This window comes from Pseudomonas sp. S3_B08, assembly GCF_054667725.1.
The window spans coordinates 4,836,282-4,856,856 of sequence record NZ_CP162750.1; the positions used below are offsets into that span (position 1 = coordinate 4,836,282).

The 20,575-nt window shown below is 60.3% G+C and carries 19 protein-coding genes; 11 read left to right on the forward strand and 8 right to left on the reverse strand.

The window, feature by feature from the left end; translation table 11 throughout:
• Positions 1–14: 14 nt before the first annotated feature.
• Positions 15–932, reverse strand: a complete 918-nt coding sequence (choX, locus tag AB4N73_RS21965; RefSeq protein WP_460142540.1) for a choline ABC transporter substrate-binding protein — start codon at positions 930–932, stop codon at positions 15–17.
• Between the two features lie 10 nt (positions 933–942).
• Positions 943–2,463 carry a choline-sulfatase gene (gene betC / locus AB4N73_RS21970; RefSeq protein WP_460142541.1) on the reverse strand — a complete coding sequence of 507 codons (1,521 nt, stop codon included), beginning with the start codon at positions 2,461–2,463 and terminating at the stop codon, positions 943–945.
• A gap of 114 nt (positions 2,464–2,577) precedes the next feature.
• Here betC and AB4N73_RS21975 point away from each other — a divergent pair, with 114 nt between their 5' ends.
• On the forward strand, positions 2,578–3,528 hold the full coding sequence (locus AB4N73_RS21975) for a choline sulfate utilization transcriptional regulator (RefSeq protein WP_460142542.1): 951 nt from the start codon (positions 2,578–2,580) through the stop codon (positions 3,526–3,528).
• A gap of 23 nt (positions 3,529–3,551) precedes the next feature.
• On the opposite strand, the gene AB4N73_RS21980 is transcribed toward AB4N73_RS21975, so the two are convergent.
• Positions 3,552–4,217, reverse strand: coding sequence for an NAD(P)-dependent oxidoreductase (locus AB4N73_RS21980; RefSeq protein ID WP_236167879.1), 666 nt, complete (start codon positions 4,215–4,217; stop codon positions 3,552–3,554).
• An 81-nt stretch (positions 4,218–4,298) separates the two neighbouring features.
• On the opposite strand from AB4N73_RS21980, the gene AB4N73_RS21985 reads away from it, so the two are divergent.
• The 10 genes from AB4N73_RS21985 (at position 4,299) to AB4N73_RS22030 (ending at position 15,657) form a co-directional block, all read left to right on the forward strand.
• Positions 4,299–4,625, forward strand: a complete 327-nt coding sequence (locus tag AB4N73_RS21985) for a DOPA 4,5-dioxygenase family protein (RefSeq protein ID WP_310218525.1) — start codon at positions 4,299–4,301, stop codon at positions 4,623–4,625.
• 403 nt (positions 4,626–5,028) lie between these two features.
• A complete protein-coding gene (locus AB4N73_RS21990) occupies positions 5,029–6,336 on the forward strand; it encodes a CitMHS family transporter (protein ID WP_056791180.1) in 1,308 nt (435 codons plus the stop codon).
• 85 nt (positions 6,337–6,421) lie between these two features.
• Positions 6,422–7,189 (forward strand): TerC family protein, encoded by a 768-nt coding sequence (locus AB4N73_RS21995; protein WP_056791183.1) that lies wholly within the window; start codon positions 6,422–6,424, stop codon positions 7,187–7,189.
• 432 nt (positions 7,190–7,621) lie between these two features.
• Complete coding sequence (locus AB4N73_RS22000; protein WP_110599651.1) at positions 7,622–9,280, forward strand: Na/Pi cotransporter family protein; 1,659 nt, start codon at positions 7,622–7,624, stop codon at positions 9,278–9,280.
• 176 nt (positions 9,281–9,456) lie between these two features.
• Positions 9,457–10,851, forward strand: a complete 1,395-nt coding sequence (locus tag AB4N73_RS22005) for a M16 family metallopeptidase (RefSeq protein WP_460142543.1) — start codon at positions 9,457–9,459, stop codon at positions 10,849–10,851.
• A gap of 211 nt (positions 10,852–11,062) precedes the next feature.
• A complete protein-coding gene (locus AB4N73_RS22010) occupies positions 11,063–12,091 on the forward strand; it encodes a DUF5924 family protein (RefSeq protein ID WP_423521965.1) in 1,029 nt (342 codons plus the stop codon).
• A 54-nt stretch (positions 12,092–12,145) separates the two neighbouring features.
• Positions 12,146–13,294 (forward strand): ABC transporter permease, encoded by a 1,149-nt coding sequence (locus tag AB4N73_RS22015; protein WP_305381897.1) that lies wholly within the window; start codon positions 12,146–12,148, stop codon positions 13,292–13,294.
• Positions 13,291–14,094 carry an ABC transporter ATP-binding protein gene (locus tag AB4N73_RS22020; RefSeq protein WP_460142544.1) on the forward strand — a complete coding sequence of 268 codons (804 nt, stop codon included), beginning with the start codon at positions 13,291–13,293 and terminating at the stop codon, positions 14,092–14,094. The genes AB4N73_RS22015 and AB4N73_RS22020 overlap by 4 nt, the downstream gene beginning before the upstream one ends.
• Position 14,095: 1 nt before the next feature.
• Positions 14,096–15,034 carry an MlaD family protein gene (locus AB4N73_RS22025; RefSeq protein ID WP_016772359.1) on the forward strand — a complete coding sequence of 313 codons (939 nt, stop codon included), beginning with the start codon at positions 14,096–14,098 and terminating at the stop codon, positions 15,032–15,034.
• A complete protein-coding gene (locus tag AB4N73_RS22030; RefSeq protein ID WP_460142545.1) occupies positions 15,031–15,657 on the forward strand; it encodes an ABC-type transport auxiliary lipoprotein family protein in 627 nt (208 codons plus the stop codon). Before AB4N73_RS22025 ends, AB4N73_RS22030 begins: the two co-directional genes overlap by 4 nt.
• Before the next feature lie 115 nt (positions 15,658–15,772).
• Here the strand turns inward: AB4N73_RS22030 and AB4N73_RS22035 are convergent, their stop codons facing one another.
• From AB4N73_RS22035 to AB4N73_RS22055, 5 genes are all read right to left on the reverse strand, one after another.
• Entirely contained in the window at positions 15,773–17,002 is a 1,230-nt protein-coding gene (locus AB4N73_RS22035; protein WP_041476489.1) for a nucleoside recognition domain-containing protein, read from the reverse strand.
• 215 nt (positions 17,003–17,217) lie between these two features.
• Positions 17,218–18,549 carry a glutamate/aspartate:proton symporter GltP gene (gene gltP / locus AB4N73_RS22040; protein WP_039757150.1) on the reverse strand — a complete coding sequence of 444 codons (1,332 nt, stop codon included), beginning with the start codon at positions 18,547–18,549 and terminating at the stop codon, positions 17,218–17,220.
• A 716-nt stretch (positions 18,550–19,265) separates the two neighbouring features.
• Positions 19,266–19,730 (reverse strand): inhibitor of vertebrate lysozyme family protein, encoded by a 465-nt coding sequence (locus tag AB4N73_RS22045; protein WP_016772356.1) that lies wholly within the window; start codon positions 19,728–19,730, stop codon positions 19,266–19,268.
• Between the two features lie 2 nt (positions 19,731–19,732).
• Positions 19,733–19,897: a DUF1328 domain-containing protein gene (locus AB4N73_RS22050; RefSeq protein WP_003177151.1), complete on the reverse strand. Its 165-nt coding sequence runs from the start codon at positions 19,895–19,897 to the stop codon at positions 19,733–19,735.
• Positions 19,898–19,971: 74 nt separating this feature from the next.
• Positions 19,972–20,256 carry a hypothetical protein gene (locus tag AB4N73_RS22055; protein ID WP_024014979.1) on the reverse strand — a complete coding sequence of 95 codons (285 nt, stop codon included), beginning with the start codon at positions 20,254–20,256 and terminating at the stop codon, positions 19,972–19,974.
• Positions 20,257–20,575 lie beyond the last annotated feature (319 nt).

Sequence of the window (20,575 nt, forward strand, 5' to 3'; positions counted from 1 at the left end):
CAGCAACCCTGAGATCAAAGCTTGGCCTTCACCGCCATCAACGCATCCTTGCCATCCACGGTCTTCACGCCATCCAGCCACTTGTCCAGCACCGCCGGATTGGCCTTGATCCACGCCTTCGCCGCTTCGGCATTGCTGATCTTCTTGTTCACCACCTCGGCCATGATGCTGTTCTCCATGTCCTGGGTGAAGGCCAGATTGGTCAGTAACTTACCCACATTCGGGCAGGCCTCGGCGTAGCCCTTGCGGGTCAGGGTAAAGACGCTGCCGGTGTCGCCGAAGTATTTTTCGCCGCCCTTCAGGTAACGCATTTTCAGCTGCACGTTCATCGGGTGCGGGGTCCAGCCGAGGAAGGTGACGAATTTCTGTTTCTTCACCGCCCGCGACACTTCGGCGAGCATCGCCTGTTCGCTGGACTCGATCAGCTTCCACTGGCCCATGTTGAAGTCGTTCTTCTTGATGATCTCCTGCAGCGAAATGTTCGCCGGCGCCCCCGAACCGATGCCGTAGATTTTCTTGTCGAACTTGTCGGCGAATTTGTTCAGGTCGGCAAAATCATGCACGCCTGCCTCCCAGACATAGTCGGGGACGGCGAGAGTGAATTCGGTGCCTTCCAGGTTTTTGGCCAATTGCGTCACATCGCCAGTAGCGACGAACTTGTCATAGAAGCCCTGCTGCGCCGGCATCCAGTTGCCGAGGAACACGTCAACCTGGCCATCCTTCAAGCCGCCGAAGGTGATCGGCACCGCAAGGGTGTCGACTTTGGCCTTATAGCCCATGCCGTCCAGCAGAAACCCGGTGATGGCATTGGTTGCGGCGATGTCGCTCCAGCCCGGATCGGCCATCTTCACGGTCTCGCAGCTTTGCTCGGCGAACGCCGAGGCGCTGCTCAATGCGATCAGACCGACAGTGACAGCTGTGGATAACTTCATGGACTTCCCCTTAACATTTTTGGTTTTGGCAGGGTTGTGGATAACGGGCCTTGCGCTCCAGATCATCAAGGTCGATGTGGTTGCGCATGTATTGCTGACTGGCATCGACCAGCGGCTGGTGATCCCAGCTCTTCAGCTTGCCGATGGTTAACGCATCGGCGACGAAACGGCGTCGGCGCTGGCTGGCCAGTACGTCCCGATGGATTGCCGGAATGTCCCACTTGGCCCGCGCTTCGGCGAGAAAGTCTTCGAACAGCTGACGATGGTGCGGCGATTGGCTCAGCTCCTCTTCTTCGCGCGGATCGTTATCCACATCGAAGAGTAGGCACGGGTCGCTTTCGCTGTAGATAAATTTGTAGGCACCCCGGCGAATCATCATCAGCGGGCTCACAGTGCCTTCGGCCATGTATTCGCCGAACACCTCGTCATGCCCGCCCTGCCCTTGCAGGTGCGGCAGCAACGAACGACCGTCCAGCGGCAGGCCCGGCTCAAGCGTGCCACCGGCTAGATCCACGAAGGTCGGCAGCAGGTCGGCGGTGGATACGGCGGCGCTGACTCGGCCGGCCTCGAATTGTCCCGGTGCGCTGATCAGCAGCGGCACTCGCGCAGCCATCTCGAACCAGTGCATTTTGTACCAGAGGCCTTTCTCACCGAGCATGTCGCCGTGGTCACCGGAGAAGACGATGATGGTGTCATCGAGCAACCCGGTTTCCTCAAGGGTTTGCAGCAGTTTGCCGACATTGGCGTCGATATAACTGCAAGCACCGAAGTAGGCGCGACGGGCATCGCGGATCTTATCCACAGGCAGCGGCTTGTCCCACAGGTCATAAACCTTGAGCAGACGTTGCGAGTGCGGATCGAGTTCGTCCTGGTTCAAAGCTGTAGGCAACGGGATATCAGCATCGTCATACAGATCCCAGAAAGCCTTGGGAATCGTGTACGGATCGTGCGGGTGGGTCATCGACACAGTCAGGCAGAACGGCTGATCGCCGTCCTCGCGAATGTGATCGAACAGATATTGCTGCGCCTTGAACACCACCTCTTCGTCGAAATCCAGCTGATTGGTGCGCACGCACGGCCCGGCTTGCAGCACCGAAGACATATTGTGATACCAGCTCGGCCGCACGTCCGGCTCGTCCCAGTTCACCGCCCAACCGTAATCGGCCGGATAGATATCGCTGGTCAGGCGTTCTTCATAACCGTGCAGCTGGTCCGGCCCGCAGAAATGCATCTTGCCCGACAGCGCGGTGCGGTAGCCGAGACGCCGCAGGTAATGCGCGTAAGTCGGAATGTCGGCGGGGAAATCAGCCGCGTTGTCGTAGGCGCCGATCTTGCTCGGCAACTGGCCGCTGACCAGGGTGAAACGCGACGGCGCGCACAGCGGGCTGTTGCAGTAAGCAGCATCGAACACCACGCCTTGGGCGGCGAGGCGGGACAGATTCGGCAGTTTGATTGGCGATGGGCCGTAGAACGGCAACATTGGCGCGGCCATTTGATCGGCCATGATGAAAAGAATGTTCTTGCGCTTCATGTGATCGCGGCATTCCATGTTGAATATTTATGCGAGAGTGCTGCGATCGAGCATGGATTCCATGCCTGTTCCGGTAAAGCCCGCGCCGGACAATGACTAGGATAAGTACAGCTTATGTATGACGCCCTCGGTGACCTCTCCCTCGATCTGCTGCGCGCTTTTGAAGCGGCGGCCCGCCATCGCAGTTTTACCGCTGCTGCGGTGGAGCTTGGCACCACGCAGCCGGCGATCAGCCAGCAAATGAAACGTCTGGAGGAGCAGCTCGGTACGCGCCTGTTCGACCGGATTTACCGGGGTATCGAGTTGACAGAGGTGGGCAGCCTGCTTTTCGAGCAAGTTGCCCTCGGTTTGCAGAATATCGACGCAGGATTAAGCGCAATCAGCACTCAACAGCAACATGAGGTGCTGCAAGTGGCCACGGATTTCGCTTTTGCCGCTTATTGGTTGATGCCGCGCCTGCATCGCTTCCATGAGGCCAATCCGCATATCGATGTCAGCCTGGTCACCAGCGAGCGCAACCACAACATGCTGCGCACCGACATCGACGTGGCGATCCTGTTTGGCGATGGTCGATTCAAGCAGGGTGAGAGCCACTGGCTGTTCAGCGAAGAAGTATTCCCGGTGTGCAGCCCGCTGCTGCTCAAGGAGCGTTCATTGCCGTTGCCCGCGCAGGCCCTGCTGGAATTGCCGCTGCTGCATCTGCGTGGTGAAAACAGCAGCAACTGGTTCGACTGGAGCGGGCTGTTCCGTCAACTTGGCCTGACCACGCCGCCGGCGCCGGGGCAGCTGCGCTTCGACAATTACACGTTATTGATCCAAGCGGCGATCGGCGGGCAAGGCGTGGCAATCGGTTGGCGCCACCTTGTGGATAACTTGCTGGTGCAGGGTTTGCTGTGCCGACCGCTGGCGGAAACCACGCTGTCGCGGCTGGGGTATTACGTGGTGTTACCGCCACGCAAACGTCGAGGTTTGTTGATTCAAGAATTTGTTGATTGGTTGATGGCGGAACAGGCCAGCAGTGCCGAATCGCTTAACGGTCTGGCCCTGCCCTCGATTGCGGTGTGAAGAGCAAAAGATCGTCCGATCTTTTACGAATCAGAAGCCGCCACAAAATTCACATGCTGCCCCACATGCAGGTTCAACCGCAGTTCATCGGCAATCCCCACCGCGACACGGTTCAAGCGTTCCAGCGGTTCGGCCAATCCCGGTTCGAGATTGCCGCCGACCTGACTGAAGTGCTCGATGGTCAATCCGGCCATGCCATGGGGCGCATTGACCAAGGTCCAGCGCAGTGAGCTGCTTTGTACCGCCTCGAGGATTTCTTCGGCAGCGTGACGTTGCAGACGCTCGTCATTGTCAGGCTCGTCGAGCACACCGAAGTTGCCGACCAGAAACAGGCGCGGCACGCTGGCCAGTTGCAAACCTTCGACCAAGGCGTCGACTGCCAGCACCTGCTCCACCGGGCCGAGCGTCACCGAGCGCTCAACGTGGTCGCTGCTGAACGGCAACCCCGGCGCGTCCAGCAGACAGATCACCGCCGAGCTGCCGGCGACGCTCTGATTGACCCGCTCGGCATCGAACAGATCGCCGGTCTTGGTGCGCAATCCCGGACGCGGCGCGAGTGCAGTGAGATCGTCGAGAATGGCGATGACTTCGTGTTGGCGACGCAGCAATTCAGCCATCAATGCACCGCCCAGGCTGGCCATGGCACCATAAAGCACCACTTTGACCACTGGGGTCTCGGCATTTTTCATGGCTGTTTTCCTTATAGTTGTCCTATATGACCTGTGACGGTGGAAACAGCCAAGGGTTCGAACCGATTGAGAGGCGACACGATGCAAGGGATCAAGGGCTATCACGCCCATGTCTATTTCGACGCGCAAACCACCGACCAGGCGCGGGCCTTGTGCGAACAGGCCGCGCAGTTGTTTGCGCTGAAAATGGGCCGCGTGCACGAACGCCCGGTGGGGCCGCACCCCGACTGGAGCTGCCAACTGGCTTTCGGTCCCGAGCTGATCGGCGAGGTGCTGCCGTGGCTGGCGCTTAACCGCAAGGGGTTGGTGGTGTTCCTGCATCCGGACACTGGCGATGACCTGCTCGACCACACCGAACACGCGATCTGGATGGGCGCGGTGCGGCCGCTGGATCTGTCGATTTTTTAACCAGGTGCTTGGACTGAACTGATAACGAATATGTCCAGACTGCCAGCCAGCGTTGTCTATCCGTTCCCTCGTATCGCTTGTCGTCCCGTATTCATTGGCTGTCGCTGCATCCGACCGCCGGTTGACCATTCATTCATCGCTTTCGGTCGCGAAAGGTAGCTGAAAGCTTCCCCGATTAGGATCGCCCCACTCCCGGCAACAGACCGGTTGGCCCAAGCCCTGTGTTTTTTCCACAGGCCCGGCCCAATTAACAACAACAATGGTGATTCTGATGTCTTCTGCAACCCGCCGTTTCTCCCGCTTCCTGCTGGTCACTCCGCCCGTACGCCTCGCGCCTCCCGTTCTGCGCTGATCCCGCCCGATCCGCTCATTCAACTAGCCGCGCTACGCCTGGAGTATTCCCATGCTGACTTTCCTTGGCTTCGCCATGGTCATCACGTTCATGTTCCTGATCATGACCAAGCGCCTGTCCGCGCTGATCGCCCTGATCATCATCCCGATCCTGTTCGCCCTGTTCGGTGGTTTCGCGCCGAAGATCGGCCCGATGATGCTTGAAGGCATCACCAAACTGGCGCCGACCGGCGTGATGTTGATGTTCGCCATTCTGTATTTCGCCCTGATGATCGACTCCGGCCTGTTCGACCCGGCCGTGCGCAAGATCCTCAAACTGGTCAAGGGCGACCCGCTGAAAGTTTCGGTCGGTACCGCCGTTCTGGCGCTCGTCGTTTCCCTCGATGGTGACGGCGCGACCACTTACATGATTTGTGTGGCCGCGATGCTGCCGCTGTACAGCCGCATCGGCATGAGCCCGCGAATCATGGCCGGTCTGATCATCCTCGCCGGTGGCGTGATGAACATGACCCCGTGGGGCGGCCCGACCGCCCGCGCGGCGAGTGCCCTGCATGTGGATCCTTCGGACATTTTCGTACCGATGATCCCGGCCATGGCCGCCGGTGTCTTGGCGATCCTGGTGATTGCCTACTTCTACGGCAAGCGTGAACGTGCCCGCCTCGGCGAGCTGCACCTGGTTGGCGACGAGATCGATCACAGTGAAATCAGCGTCTCGCAATTCCCCGACGCACGCCGTCCGAAGCTGATCTGGTTCAATGCCGCACTGACTTTCGGCCTGATGTGCACGCTGATCGGCGGCCTGTTGCCGCTGCCGGTGCTGTTCATGGTGGCGTTCAGTATTGCGATGATCGTCAACTACCCATGCCTGCAAATGCAGAAGGATCGCGTCGCCGCGCATTCCGGCAGCGTGCTGGCAGTGGTCGGGCTGATCTTTGCGGCCGGTATCTTCACCGGTATCCTGTCGGGCACCGGCATGGTCGATGCGATGTCGAAGAGCCTGTTGGCGGTGATCCCGGAATTCCTCGGCCCGTACCTGGCGGTGATTACGGCGCTGGTGAGCATGCCCTTCACCTTCTTCATGTCCAACGATGCGTTCTATTACGGTGTATTGCCGGTGCTGACCGAAGCGGCCAGCCACTATGGGATCACTGCGGTGGAAATGGCCCGTGCCTCGATCGTCGGCCAGCCCGTCCACTTGCTGAGCCCGTTGGTGCCGTCGACCTATCTGTTGGTGGCGCTGGCCGGCATCGATTTCGGTGATCACCAGCGTTTCACCCTGAAATGGGCGATCCTGGTGTGCATCTGCATTCTGATTGCTGCACTGCTGTTGGGGACTTTCCCGCTGTTCAGCACTCTATAAGCCCAAGACTCACCGTTACGGGTCCCGGCTTCGCGGTTTGAAGCCCGGACCTTTTTCGGTTTAACACTCGCTCAAAGGAATACACATGGATTGGCTGACCAACCCCGAAATCTGGGTTGCCTTTTTTACCCTGACCGCCCTGGAAATCGTCCTCGGTATCGATAACATCATCATGATTTCGATCCTGGTCAGCCGCATGCCGAAACACATGCAGCAGCGCACACGGATCTTCGGTCTTGGCCTGGCCATGGTCACGCGGATCCTGTTACTGCTGTCGATTACCTGGGTCATGCGCCTCACTGCCGACCTGTTCGAAGTGTTCGGCCAGGGCATCTCCGGCCGCGACCTGATCCTGTTCTTCGGTGGCCTGTTCCTGTTGTGGAAGAGTTCGCAGGAGATGTACCACGCGCTGGAAGGTGAAGATGAAAGCGACGACGCGCCATCGGGCAAGGGCGGCAACTTCCTCTACACCATCATCCAGATCGCGATCATCGATATCGTCTTCTCGCTGGACTCGGTGATCACTGCCGTCGGCATGGTTTCCCACGTCCCGGTCATGGTCGCGGCGATCGTCGTGGCAGTGCTGGTGATGATGCTGGCGTCGGGCAAGATCAGCGAATTCATCGACAAGCACCCGTCGCTGAAAATGCTCGCGCTGTCGTTCCTGCTGGTGGTCGGTACCGTGCTGATCGCCGAATCGTTCGACGTGCACGTGCCAAAAGGCTACGTCTACTTCGCCATGGCGTTCTCGCTGGCGGTGGAAGCGATCAACATCAAACTGCGCGGCGCGATGGCCCGGAAAAAGAAACAGCAGGATCCGGTGAAACTGCGCAAGGATGTGCCGGGCCAGTAACCCGGTAGTCCCGGCAGCACGCTACACCCCTGTGGGAGCGGGCCTGCTCGCGAAGACGGAGTGCCAGTCGACAACAATGTTGGCTGGCCCACCGCTTTCGCGAGCAGGCTCGCTCCCACATTTGTTTGTGCAACATTCAGTCACTGCGGACCTTGTGGGAGCTGGCTTGCCAGCGATAGCGGAGTGTCAGGCGACATCAATGTTGGTTGTGCTGACGCCATCGCTGGCAAGCCAGCTCCCACAGGAGACGGCGTTGATTTAAAGGGAGTGTATGAAGCGCTTTTCATGACACTTTTGTTTCAATCCACGCTTTAGCTGTGCAATGCTGGCGCCGAGGCCGTTAGCCAACTACAGCTTAAGTATCAAGAACGTAGAAACCGCGCGGTGCCTTCCACTTGCCCCTCTGGGGCGCTGCTACTACAGGGGGTCTGCATGCTCACCCTGCTCAATCTGTTGTCCGCCGTCGCCCTGTTGATCTGGGGCACGCACATCGTCCGAACCGGCATCCTGCGGGTTTATGGCACCAATCTGCGACATGTCATCGGCCAGAACATGTCGAAGAAATGGCTGGCGTTCATCGCCGGTATTCTCGTCACCGCCATGGTGCAGAGCAGCAACGCCACGGCGATGCTGGTCACTTCGTTTGTCGGTCAGGGTCTGATGGCGCTGACCCCGGCGCTGGCGACCATGCTTGGCGCAGACGTCGGTACCGCGTTGATGGCGCGGGTGCTGACCCTCGATCTGTCATGGCTGTCGCCGCTGCTGATTTTCCTCGGGGTGATTTTCTTTCTGTCGCGCAAACAGACGCGGCTCGGGCAAATGGGCCGGGTGTCGATCGGGCTGGGGCTGATCATTCTCGCCCTGCAATTGATCGTCGAGGCCGCTGCGCCGATCACTCACGCGCAAGGGGTGAAAGTGATTTTCGCCTCGCTGACCGGCGACATCCTCCTCGACGCCCTGGTCGGAGCACTGTTTGCGATGATTTCCTACTCCAGCCTCGCCGCCGTGCTGCTCACCGCCACGCTGGCCGGGGCTGCGGTGATCAGTTTGCCGGTGGCGATCGGTCTGGTGATCGGCGCCAACATCGGCAGCGGCATCCTCGCCTTCATGAGCACCAGCATGCAGAACGCCGCCGGCCGCCAGGTTGCGCTGGGCAGTCTGTTGTACAAATTGATCGGTTTGCTGCTGATCATCCCGGTGCTCGACCCGCTGGTGCACTGGATCGACAGCCTTGATTTCAGCCCGCAGGAAATGGTCATCGGCTTCCACCTGCTCTACAACACCGCGCGCTGCCTGATCCTGCTGCCGAGCGTCGGGCCGATGGCGCGGCTTTGTGCGTGGCTGCTGCCCGAGCGGCCGGAGGTCAACGGCGCCGCCAAACCACGCCATCTCGACCCGACCGCGCTGGTCACGCCGAGCCTGGCGCTGGCCAATGCCGCGCGGGAAACCCTGCGCATGGGTGATCTGCTCGACAACATGCTCGACGCCTCCCTCGATGTGTTGCGCGGCAAGCAGACCGCCGTCACCCAGGAGATGCGCCGCCTGACCGATGACGTCGAGGCGCTGTACAGCGCGATCAAGCTGTATCTGGCGCAGATGCCCCGCGAGGATCTCGGCGAGCACGACAGTCGGCGCTGGGCCGAGATCATCGAACTGGCGATCAACCTGAAACTCGCCGCAGACCTGATCGAGCGCATGCTGCGCAAGATCCAGCAGCAGAAGACTTCGCAGCGTCGTTCGTTTTCCGAAGAAGGCCTGGAAGATCTTGCCGGGCTGCAACAGCAACTGATCGCCAACCTGCGCCTGGGCCTGTCGGTGTTTCTCAGCGGCGACCGCGAAAGCGCGCGGCAGTTGTTACGGGAGAAACGCCGCTTTCGTGCGCAGGAACGGCGTCTGGCCCATGCGCATGTCAGCCGTTTGCAACGCAAGATCGTTCAGAGCCTGGAGACCAGCTCGCTGCATCTGGAGTTGATCGCCGACATGAAACGGCTCAATTCGCTGTTCTGCAGCAGCGCCTATGTGGTGCTGGAAACGGCGGACACCGGCGCGCTGGCCGTGGATGACATGGCCGACATTACGCATTCGCCTTGAACGTCTGGGGCTGGGGCCAGTCAGTTACAGTGGTTCAGCCTTGAGACCGTCATCGCTGGCAAGCCAGCTCCCACAAGGTTTTGTGAGCGCCGCAGATCCTTGTGGGAGCTGGCTTGCCAGCGATGGGGCCCTGACTGACGACACGGATCTCCAAATCAGCCGTATGGAAGCCTGTTATGCGTTGCCTGTTGTTCGCCTGTCTGTTGCTCGGTTCCCTGCCCGCTTTTGCCCTGGATCGGTTTCAGGTCGAAGGCTATGCGCTGCCCAACGGTTTGCAACTGATGCTCAAACCCGGCACCGAACGTGGCCATGTGGCGATCCGGCTGGTGGTCGGCGTTGGCCTGGATGACTTCGATTGCGACGAGAAAGAGCTGCCGCATTTGCTCGAACACCTGCTGTTCAGCGGTATCGACGCCACTGGCGAAGGCGGTCTGGAAGAGCGCATGCAGGCGTTGGGTGGTGACTGGAACGCGTTCACCAGCAATGCCGACACCACGTTCGTCATCGAGGCCCCGGCGAAAAATCAGCGCAAGGTGCTCGACCTGCTGCTCGCGCTGCTGACCCAGACACGCATCGACGACAATGCTATCAACGCCGCCAAGCGGGTGGTCGAGCGTGAGGACGGCGGGCACTACACCAGGCTGCAACGTTTCCTCGACCGTCAGGACCTCGGTCATACCGCGAGCAATCAACTGGCTGTCGAGCTGGGACTGAAATGCCCGCAGCGCGCCGAAGTCGGCCATCTGACCCAAGAGCAACTGGAGAAGGTGCGCAAGGCCTGGTATGCGCCGAACAACATGACCCTGATCGTCGTCGGCGAACTCGACAAACTGCTGCCGGCCTATCTGGAGCGTACCTGGGGTGAGCTGGAGCCGGTCGAGCCGAGCGAGCATCGGCCGCTGCCGGACATCCGCACCAGCGCCGCCCATGAACGCACCCTCACCCGTGGCTTTATCGGCGACAGCGCCAAGCTGCACTGGCTGGTGCCGGAACCGGTGCTCGACGATCAGTACGATCAGACGTTCGACATTCTCAAGGATTACCTCGACTGGGCGTTGTACCGGCAGATTCGTCTCAACCATGGCTTGTCGTACGGACCGTGGGCCGAGCGCGAAGTGTTCGGCGGTGTCGGCTTCATGAGCCTCAACGCTGACCTGGATCGCGATGACGTCGACGAAGCCATCCAGGTGCTTGAAGACCTCAAGGCCGACCTGCTGCAAAACGGTCTCGACCCGAGCACCTTCGCCCGCATCAAGCAAGCCGCCATCGCCCACCAAGCCTGGGCCGTGCAGGGCAACAGCGCACTGGCGGACTATTACTGGAGCGCGCTGGCCGACTATCAGGATGGTCGCTTTGCCAATCCCGCGCGGGAGTTGCAGGGGGTGACGCTGGAAGCGGCGAACAAGGCGATGCGCGAGCTGTTGCTGCAGCCGGGGTATATCCGGATCGAGAAGCCGTTGATCAGTGATGATCAAGTGTTGTGGCTGGCTGCAGGTGGGGTGGGGCTGGTGCTGCTGATGTTGATCGGCTGGCGTGTGTATCGTCGCCAAAAAATTGCTGGAAGCCATTAATCCTGTGGTGAGTGAGCACTTGTGGCGAGGGGATTTATCCCCGATGGGCTGCGCAGCAGCCCCGATAAGGGCAGCTCGGTATATCCAGACAGAATTCGCTCGCAGGATCTACGACGGCTGCGCCGCCGATCGGGGATAAATCCCCTCGCCACAGGGGTCATGCGGCGTTAACCTTTCCGGGATTTTCCCCATATCGTCGTGAACCGCCAAAATGCCAAAACTGACCCTCCTTATCCAGCGCATTCTCGAGCTGATGAAGCGCTACCCCGGGTTGATCGCGGCGGGTGGGTTCATTTCCGGGGTCGGCAGTTTCATCCTCGTCGATCGCCAACAGGGTCTGGCGAGCTGGATCACGGTGATCATGCTGCTCAGCTGGATCTGGCTGATGCTGGAAAACACCCTGACCGGGCTGTTCACACGGATCTTCAAACGCGAAATTCCCCAGCCGCTGCTGCGTTACGCGACGCAGATGATCCATCAGGAAAGCCTGTTTTTCGTTTTGCCATTCTTCTTCATCACCACTACGTGGAACAGCGGCCAGTTTGTCTTCACGGGGCTGCTCAGCGTTGCCGCACTGATCTCCATCGTCGATCCGCTGTACTACAAATGGCTGGCGCCACGGCGCTGGGCGTTTCTCGCGCTGCACACCCTGACCCTGTTCGCCGCACTGCTCACTGCGTTGCCGGTGATCATGCACCTGACCACCGCGCAGAGTTTCAAATGGGCGCTGGGAATTGCCGTGCTGCTGTCGTTCCCGAGCCTGGCGTCAATCTTCCCGATCCGCACAGTGCGCAATGCCCTGGCGATTCTGTTCATTACCTTCGGCATCGGCGGCGTCGGTTGGGCGCTGCGTTCGTGGGTGCCGCCGGCAACGCTGTGGATGACCGACGTAGCGATCAGCACGCAATTGCAGGATCGCACCCCCGGCGCCAGCCTCGACACCGTCAGTGCCGAGCAGATCCGCAGCGGCGGGCTCTACGCCTACACTGCGATCAACGCGCCGCGCGGTCTCGACGAGCGGATTTATCACGTGTGGACCTTCAACGGCAAAGAGGTCGACCGCATCGCCCTCGACATCCATGGCGGGCGCAAGGAAGGCTACCGGGCGTGGACGCACAAACAGAATTTCCCCGGCAACCCGGCGGGCAAGTGGCAGGTGCGGGTGCTGACCGAGGATGGCCAGTTGATCGGCGTGCTGCGTTTCGCAATTACCGACAGCACACCGGCCAAAGAAAAGTAATCCGGTTCGTGCTATTACGTAGGATCTCGTAACGGCCGTACAAGCACGGAGCTTATGACCAGCAGCCCAACCCCCGGCAGTGCCCATCTGGACACCGCGCTCAGCCCTGCCCGTCTGCGGGTCAGCGGCGACTGGACGCTCGCCCACTACACCGCGCTCAAGCATCTGAGCGAAAAGCTCCGCGGCCAGTACGACGCCAACACTTCCATCGATCTGAACGGCCTCGGAGCCCTGGACACCGCCGGCGCCTCGTTGCTGGTCGAGCTGCTCGGTTCCGAGCGCTTGGGCAAAACCGCCGAACACCCCGATTGCACCCTTTCAACTGCCGACCGCGCCTTGCTGCAAACCGTGTATTGCTCGCTGAGCGATTTCTGCGTGCCGATCAAGGAGCCGGAAGTCAGCGTCAGCGTGCAACTGCTGACGCGCATCGGCCGCGCAGTGGATACGGTGTGGAAAGACACGATGCAGCTGCTCGGCTTCGTCGGCCTGATTCTCGAAGTCATCGCCCGTGGTCTGTTGCGGCCCAAGCGCTGGCGCATTACGCCGATGATCGCGCACATCGAGCAGACCGGCCTCGACGCTGCGCCGATCGTGGCCTTGCTGACGTTTCTGGTCGGTGCGGTGGTGGCGTTTCTTGGCGCCACGGTACTGGCCAGTTTCGGCGCGACGATTTTCACCGTGGACCTGGTCGGCTTCTCGTTCCTGCGCGAATTCGGCGTGTTGCTCACGGCGATCCTGATGGCCGGGCGCACCGCCAGTGCATTCACCGCGCAGATCGGCTCGATGAAGGCCAACGAAGAAATCGACGCGATCCGCACCCTTGGCCTCGACCCGATCGAATTGCTGGTGGTGCCGCGTGTGCTGGCGCTGCTGGTGGCGCTGCCGATGCTGACGTTTCTGGCGATGCTCTCGGGGATCGTCGGCGGCGGTGTGGTTTGTGCGGTGTCGCTGGACATCTCGCCGGCGATGTTCCTCTCGCTGCTGCAATCGGACATCGGCATTCAGCATTTTCTGGTCGGGCTGGTGAAGGCGCCGATCTTCGCCTTCCTGATCGCGGCGATCGGTTGCCTGGAAGGCTTCAAGGTCAGCGGCAGCGCCGAATCGGTCGGCGCGCACACCACCTCCAGCGTGGTGCAGTCGATTTTCGTGGTGATCGTGCTTGATGCGGTGGCCGCGCTGTTTTTCATGGAGATGGGCTGGTGAGTCGTCTACCCCGCGCGCCCTCGGAGGCGGTGATCGAAGTCCGTGGCCTGTGCAATCGCTTCGGCCCGCAGAGCGTGCACGAGAACCTTGATCTGGACGTGTACAAGGGCGAGATCCTCGCCGTGGTTGGCGGCTCCGGTACCGGCAAATCGGTGCTGCTGCGCAGCATCGTCGGGCTGAATCGGCCCAGCGAGGGCATGGTCAAGGTCTTCGGTCAGAACCTGCAGAATCTGCCCGAGCATGAGCGCTCGCTGATCGAACGCCGCTTCGGTGTGCTGTTCCAGAAAGGCGCGCTGTTCTCGTCGCTGACCGTGACCGAGAACGTCGCCCTGCCCCTGATCGAACACGCCGGCCTCAGCCGTCACGACGCCGAGCATCTGGCGGCGGTGAAACTGGCGCTGGCCGGGCTGCCGTTGTCGGCGGCGGATAAATACCCGGCGTCGCTGTCCGGCGGCATGATCAAGCGCGCGGCACTGGCGCGGGCTTTGGCGCTGGATCCGGACATTCTGTTTCTCGATGAGCCCACCGCCGGACTCGATCCGATTGGCGCGGCGCAGTTCGATCAATTGATCCTGACCCTGCGTGATGCGTTGGGGCTGAGCGTGTTTCTGGTGACCCACGACCTCGACACGCTGTACACCATCACCGATCGCGTGGCGGTGCTGGCGCAGAAGAAAGTGCTGGTCGCCGGCCCTATCGACGACGTCTCGGAAACCGCCGACGCGTGGATTCACGAATACTTCCACGGCCCGCGCGGCCGCTCGGCGCTGGACGCCGCCAAACTGCTCAACGAGGTCTGATATGGAAACCCGAGCCCATCATGTGTTGATCGGCCTGTTCACGGTGATCGTCGTGGCCGGCGCCCTGCTCTTCGGCCTGTTTCTGGCAAAGTCCAGCGTCGACACCGAGTTCAAGGATTACGAAGTGGTATTCAACGAGGCGGTCAGCGGTCTGTCCAAGGGCAGCTCGGTGCAGTACAGCGGCATCAAGGTCGGTGACGTGGTCAGCCTGCGCCTCGACCCGCAGGACCCGCGCCGGGTGCTGGCGCGGATTCGTCTGGCGGGCGACACGCCGGTCAAAGAAGACACCCAGGCCAAGCTGGCACTGACCGGTATTACTGGCACGTCGATCATCCAGCTCAGCGGCGGCACACCCGAGAGCCCGAAATTGCGCGGGCACGACGGCAAGCTGCCAACGCTGGTCGCCTCGCCCTCGCCTATCTCGCGTCTGCTCAACGACAGCAGCGACTTGATGACCGGCATCAGCGCCCTGCTGCAGAACGCCAACCACATGTTCTCCGCGGAAAACGTCGAGCGCGTGAGCAAGACCCTCGCCCATCTGGAACAGACCACCGGCACCATCAATGACCAGCGCGGCGACATCAAGCAAGCCATGCAGCAACTGGCGACCGTCGGCAAACAGGCTGGCAGCATGCTCGAGCAGACCTCGCTGCTGATGCGCAACGCCAACGGCCTGCTCAACGATCAGGGCAAACAGGCCCTTGGCAGCGCCGAGCAGGCGATGAAGTCGCTGGAGCAAAGCAGCGTGACCATCAACGGCTTGCTCAGCAAAAACCAGAATTCGCTGGATAACGGCATGCAGGGCCTCAACGGCCTGGCCCCGGCGATTCGCGAACTGCGCGAGACGCTGACCTCGCTGCGCGCCATTTCCCAACGCCTTGAGGCCAACCCCAGCGGCTACCTGCTGGGCAGCGACAAGAACAAGGAATTCACCCCATGAAGCTGACTCGAATCGCCCTGCTCGGCGCTGGCCTGACCCTGATCGGCGCGTGCTCGATCTTGCCCAAGTCGGAACCTTCGGATGTCTACCGCCTGCCCGCCGCGCAAGCGCCCGCCTCGGCCAGCCCGGCGGCGGCGCAGTCGTGGTCGCTGCGCTTGAATAAATTGCAGGCCAGCGAAGCACTGAACCGGCCGAGCATTGCCGTTATCCCGCAGGGCGATGTGATCAGCAGCTACAAAGGCTCGCGCTGGAGTGATCCGGCGCCGGTGCTGCTGCGCAATCGCCTGCTCGATGGATTCCAGCGTGACGGCAGAGTGACGTTGCTGAGCACCGACGACAGCAACTTCCAGGCGGATCTGGAACTGGGCGGCAGTTTGCAGGCGTTTCAGACCGAATATCAGGGCACCCAGGCCGGCGTTGTGGTGCGGGTTGATGCGTTGCTGGTGCGTGGTTACGACCAGCGCATCCTCGCCAGCCGCCGTTTTGAAGAGCGCCAGTCGTTGAATGATGTGCAGGTGCCAGCGGTGGTCGCCGGGTTTGGCCAGGCCAGTGATCGCCTTACGGCCAAGGTTGTGGCCTGGGCCGTGGAGCAAGGCCAGAAACTCGCCCCGCAACCGCGCTGACACACCACAACTCCTGTGGGAGCGAGCCTGCTCGCGAAAGCGGTGTATCAGTCACTTAAGCGTTGACTGACACTCCGTCTTCGCGAGCAGGCTCGCTCCCACATGGGAATTTTGCTCAACCAAAGAACCAGTAGCAGACCCCGATAGCGCCCACCACACCAGCAAACTCCGCCAGCAACGCACACCCCACCGCATGCCGTGCGCGCTGAATCCCCACCGCGCCGAAGTACACCGCCAGCACATAGAAAGTGGTTTCGGTACTGCCCTGCACCGTCGCCGCGACCAGCGCCGGGAAGCTGTCGACGCCGGAGGTCTGCATGGTCTCGATGAGCATCGCCCGCGCGGCGCTGCCGGAAAACGGTTTGACCATCGCCGTCGGCAGCGCATCGACGAAGCGCGTGTCCCAGCCGGCCCACTCGACCAGATGACGAATACCGTCCAGGCCGAAATCCAGCGCACCAGAGGCGCGCAACACGCCAACCGCACAGAGCATCGCCACCAGATACGGCAAGAGGTTCTTCGCCACATCGAAGCCCTCTTTCGCGCCTTCGACGAACGCCTCGTACACCTTGACCTTGCGCAGCGCGCCGATCAGCAAGAACAGCATGATCAAGCCGAACAGCGTGAGATTGCCGAGGATCGACGACAATCCCGCCAGTGCTGTCGCAGAAAGCGTACCAAGCAGGGCCATGAAGCCGCCGAGGATCAGCGCGCCGGGCACCAGATAGGCGAGCACCACCGGGTCCCAGATGCGCAGGCGTTGCATGAAGGCAACGGAGAGGAAGCCGACGATGGTCGAGCAACTGGTCGCCAGCAGAATCGGCAGGAACACCAGCGTCGGATCCGGCGCGCCTTGCTGGGCGCGGTACATGAAGATGGTCACGGGCAGCAGGGTCAGTGACGAGGCGTTGAGCACCAGAAACAGGATCTGCGCATTGCTGGCGATGGTGGCGCTGGGGTTGAGCTCCTGCAGCGCTTTCATGGCTTTGAGGCCGATCGGCGTGGCGGCGTTGTCCAGGCCCAGACCGTTGGCGGCGAAGTTCAGCGTGATCAGGCCAAGGGCAGGGTGGCCGGCCGGGACTTCCGGCATCAGCCGCAGAAACAGCGGACCGAGCACCTTGGCCAGCCACTCGACGATCCCGGCCTTTTCGGCGATGCGCAGAAAGCCCAGCCACAGGGTGAGGGTGCCGAACAGCAGCACCATGACTTCGACCGACAGCTTGGCCATGGCGAAAATGCTTTCCACCATCGCCGCAAAGATCCCGGCGTTGCCGCCGATCAGCCACTGCGCCAGCGCCGACACGGCTGCCACGATGAAGAAGCCAAGCCACAGGCCATTAAGCATCAGTCAAATCCCCCGAAGAATGCGGCGAATGATAGCGGGGTCACCAGAAACGACAAACCCCGGATTGCTCCGGGGTTCGTATGGATCTGCCGCCCCCCGATTTACTGGGTGGCCTCAATCTACTGTAGGAGCTGCCGCAGGCTGCGATCTTTTGATTTTGTTTTTAAAAGCAAGATCAAAAGATCGCAGCCTGCGGCAGCTCCTACAGGGGGGTGTCAGTTCTTGGAAATCTCGCCAGCCGGCAGTTTTTCCTTGCTGCGCCAGTGCGGCAGGGAATTCCAGTAACGCTCGCCCTTGGCGTCGTCGTACATGCCTTCCCAGCGCGCGATAACCAGCACCGCCAAGGCATTACCGATCACGTTCAGTGCGGTACGCGCCATGTCCATGATGCGGTCGACACCAGCGATGAACGCCAGGCCTTCAAGCGGGATGCCGACGCTGCCCAGAGTCGCCAGCAGCACCACGAAAGACACGCCCGGTACACCGGCGATGCCTTTGGAGGTGACCATCAGGGTCAGCACCAGCAGCAGTTGCTGGCTGATCGACAGGTCAATGCCGTACAGCTGGGCAATGAAGATCGCCGCGATCGACTGGTACAGGGTCGAGCCGTCGAGGTTGAACGAGTAACCGGTCGGTACCACGAAGCTGCAGATGGCTTTCGGTGCGCCATAGGCTTCCATCTTCTCGATTACCCGTGGCAGCACGGTTTCCGAGGAAGCGGTGGAGTAGGCCAGCACCAGCTCATCCTTGAAGATGCGCATCAGCTTGAGCACCGAGAAGCCGAACAGCTTGGCGATCAGGCCCAGTACCACGAAGGCGAAGAACGCGATGGCGACGTAAACCAGGATCACCAGTTTTGCCAGCGGCAACAGCGAAGCGAAGCCGAAGTTGGCGACGGTCACCGCGATCAGTGCGAATACGCCAATCGGAGCGTAGTTCATGATCATGTGGGTGACTTTGAACATGCTTTCCGAAACGCCCTGGAACATCTTTACCAGCGGCTCGCGCAGGTCCGACTGCAGGCTCGACAGGCCGAGACCGAACAGTACGGAGAAGAAGATGATCGGCAGCATTTCGCCGCGAGCCATGGCCGCGAAGATGTTCGACGGGATCAGGTTGAGGATGGTCTCGATGAACGCATGTTCATGCTGCACTTCGGCGGCGGTCGCCTGGTACTTGGAGATATCCACCGTGCCCAGGGTGCTCATGTCGATGCCGGTGCCCGGATGGAACACGTTGGCCAGCACCAGGCCGACAACGATGGCGATGGTGGTGACGATCTCGAAATAGATGATCGTCTTCAGGCCGATACGCCCGAGCTTCTTGGCGTCGCCCACGCCGGCGATACCGACGATCAGCGAGGAGATGACGATCGGGATCACGATCATCTTGATCAGACGGATAAAGATATCGCCTGCCGGTTGCAGGACGTTGCTGATCCACCAGGCCTTCTCGGCGCTGAAGTGGTTGAGCAACGCACCCAGTGCAATCCCCAGAACCAGACCGATGAGGATCTGCCAGGCGAGGCTGATTTTTGCCTTCTTCATTATCTTTACCCTTACTTGCGTTTGACTCAGGCACATGCAGGAACTGGAACGCTCATCAGCGGAAAAGTCTGTGCATCTGCCTCCGTATAAGGTGCCCCGAAGCGCGTGTTTACGGCTCTTCGGCAGGCGAAAAAAGGCGCAACTATTCCGATGCAAGGTGGCGCCGTCTAATGCCGTAAACGCCTACCCTATGCCGAATCGGCATGAGCTTTTTCAATTGAAACTGGCGTCCCAAGCGGTTCGATTGTGACATTTCGGCCGGCATAAGTGCCGTGAACCGGCCATTACAGCTTAGGGCGGTCAAATGTTGTACAGCGGGAATTGGCGGAAATTTCCAGAAAAACTCCAAATCGAAAGACTAGGAGTCACACGAATCGAGCGCGATCTTTGTCGATATACGGTCGTCAGGAAACACCGCGAAATGTTTTTCCGCACAGTGTCGACGATTGTAAGAAGGGGATTGGCGCGCTGGATCAATGGTTTAGCTGATTCAAAGCCCAGCGCAGATTCGTCAGACCATCGGGTCGACGAACCTGCGGCGCAGCTTTTACCCTGACCCGGCCCTTGCGCAGGTACTCCCTGTACCCGTAGGTCACTCCGACCCTGCATCAGTCAGAACGTCCCGGCCCCCTGGTCATGCACCGACCCTCATCGGGCGGCGCAATGGAAAGCAGCGGGGCGCTGCTTTCGTGTTCGAAACCTTTGCGCGTCCTGCGTCAGTACCACTTCGGATCTTTCTTCAGGGTTTCCATCAGCAGATCCTGCATGCCCTGATCAGGTTTGCCGAAGAAGCGATAAGTCGCGTGTCGCGTCGGCGACTTGTCCTGCGGCAGACCTTCCGGTACATCGACCAGCATGGCGTAGGCGTCATCCTTGTCGAAGCTGAAGGCCACGATCAACCGGTGATTCAGGCACTTGTCCTGACTCTCGCAGAGCGGGCCGACCAGATACTGATCACCATCTTCCGTAACGGCGTGCATCTGTTGCTCGGAAGTGCCGGACAGGTTGATCACCCATTCCGGTACGCGCTCTTCCTTTTTGATCACGCCTTCCCAGGTTTCACGGTACTGCGCGTCGGAGGCGAGCAGTTCGTTGACCCGAGTCTGGCCATCATTGGCCGCCATGGCCATGGCACTGCCGCCCAGAAGCAGGGCGGCGGCCAATGTCTTGAGACCGATCATCGTTAACCTCGGCCGCGACGGCCAAAGAAGAAGGAAGCGATGAACATCACCAGGAACACGACAAAGAGAATCTTGGCGATACCCGTGGCGGTGCCCGCGATACCACCGAAGCCCAGAACGGCGGCGATGATGGCAATGATCAAGAATGTAATTGCCCAGCTCAACATGGTGATTCTCCTTACTTCTCTATTTAGGGGTGTTTCCGGTTTCCGGCGCTACGCGCCCGAATGTATTCACTGACTTAGAAAACCCAGCGCTCTTCCCGTGGCAATTGATCCAGCGGTTGCGCCTGGTCGACATCGATCATGTGCATCGAAGCGTTTTCAGCCTGGCTGCTGCTCACGGCACTGAAGTGCGTCTGAGTGCTGTGCTGCATCGAAATCAATGGCTCGGGTTTACGGCTGTTTTCCCAGCTCATGTACTGCTGGCAGACGATCAGGGTGATCAGCAACGCCAGTACACCGAACAGACCTTGCTGGATCTGCAGTGGCGAAATACGTACTTGGGCGGCGATTGGGCGAGTCATCCTGTGTTCCTCACGCTTGTTCTGTTGGGGCAGTGCTGTTCTGCCCGGGCTGAGTGAGGTATTGCAGCCTGCATGCCAGTTTTTTGATGTCAGAAATTATCAATAAAAACAATAAGTTACGTACTCTTCGGAAATTTCCTGCGACGCATCCTGCACGATGGCTCTTCTGCGGTCGTGCGCAATGCACGATTATTTCGTGGGAAATTTCGATGATATGGAATTGCTACCGGTACGCAGATGTCAGAAGAGGACGCAGGATCTGCCCTGCAAAACGCCGAATGTTTTAAAACTCAACGAAATCAATGAATTGGCCGTTATG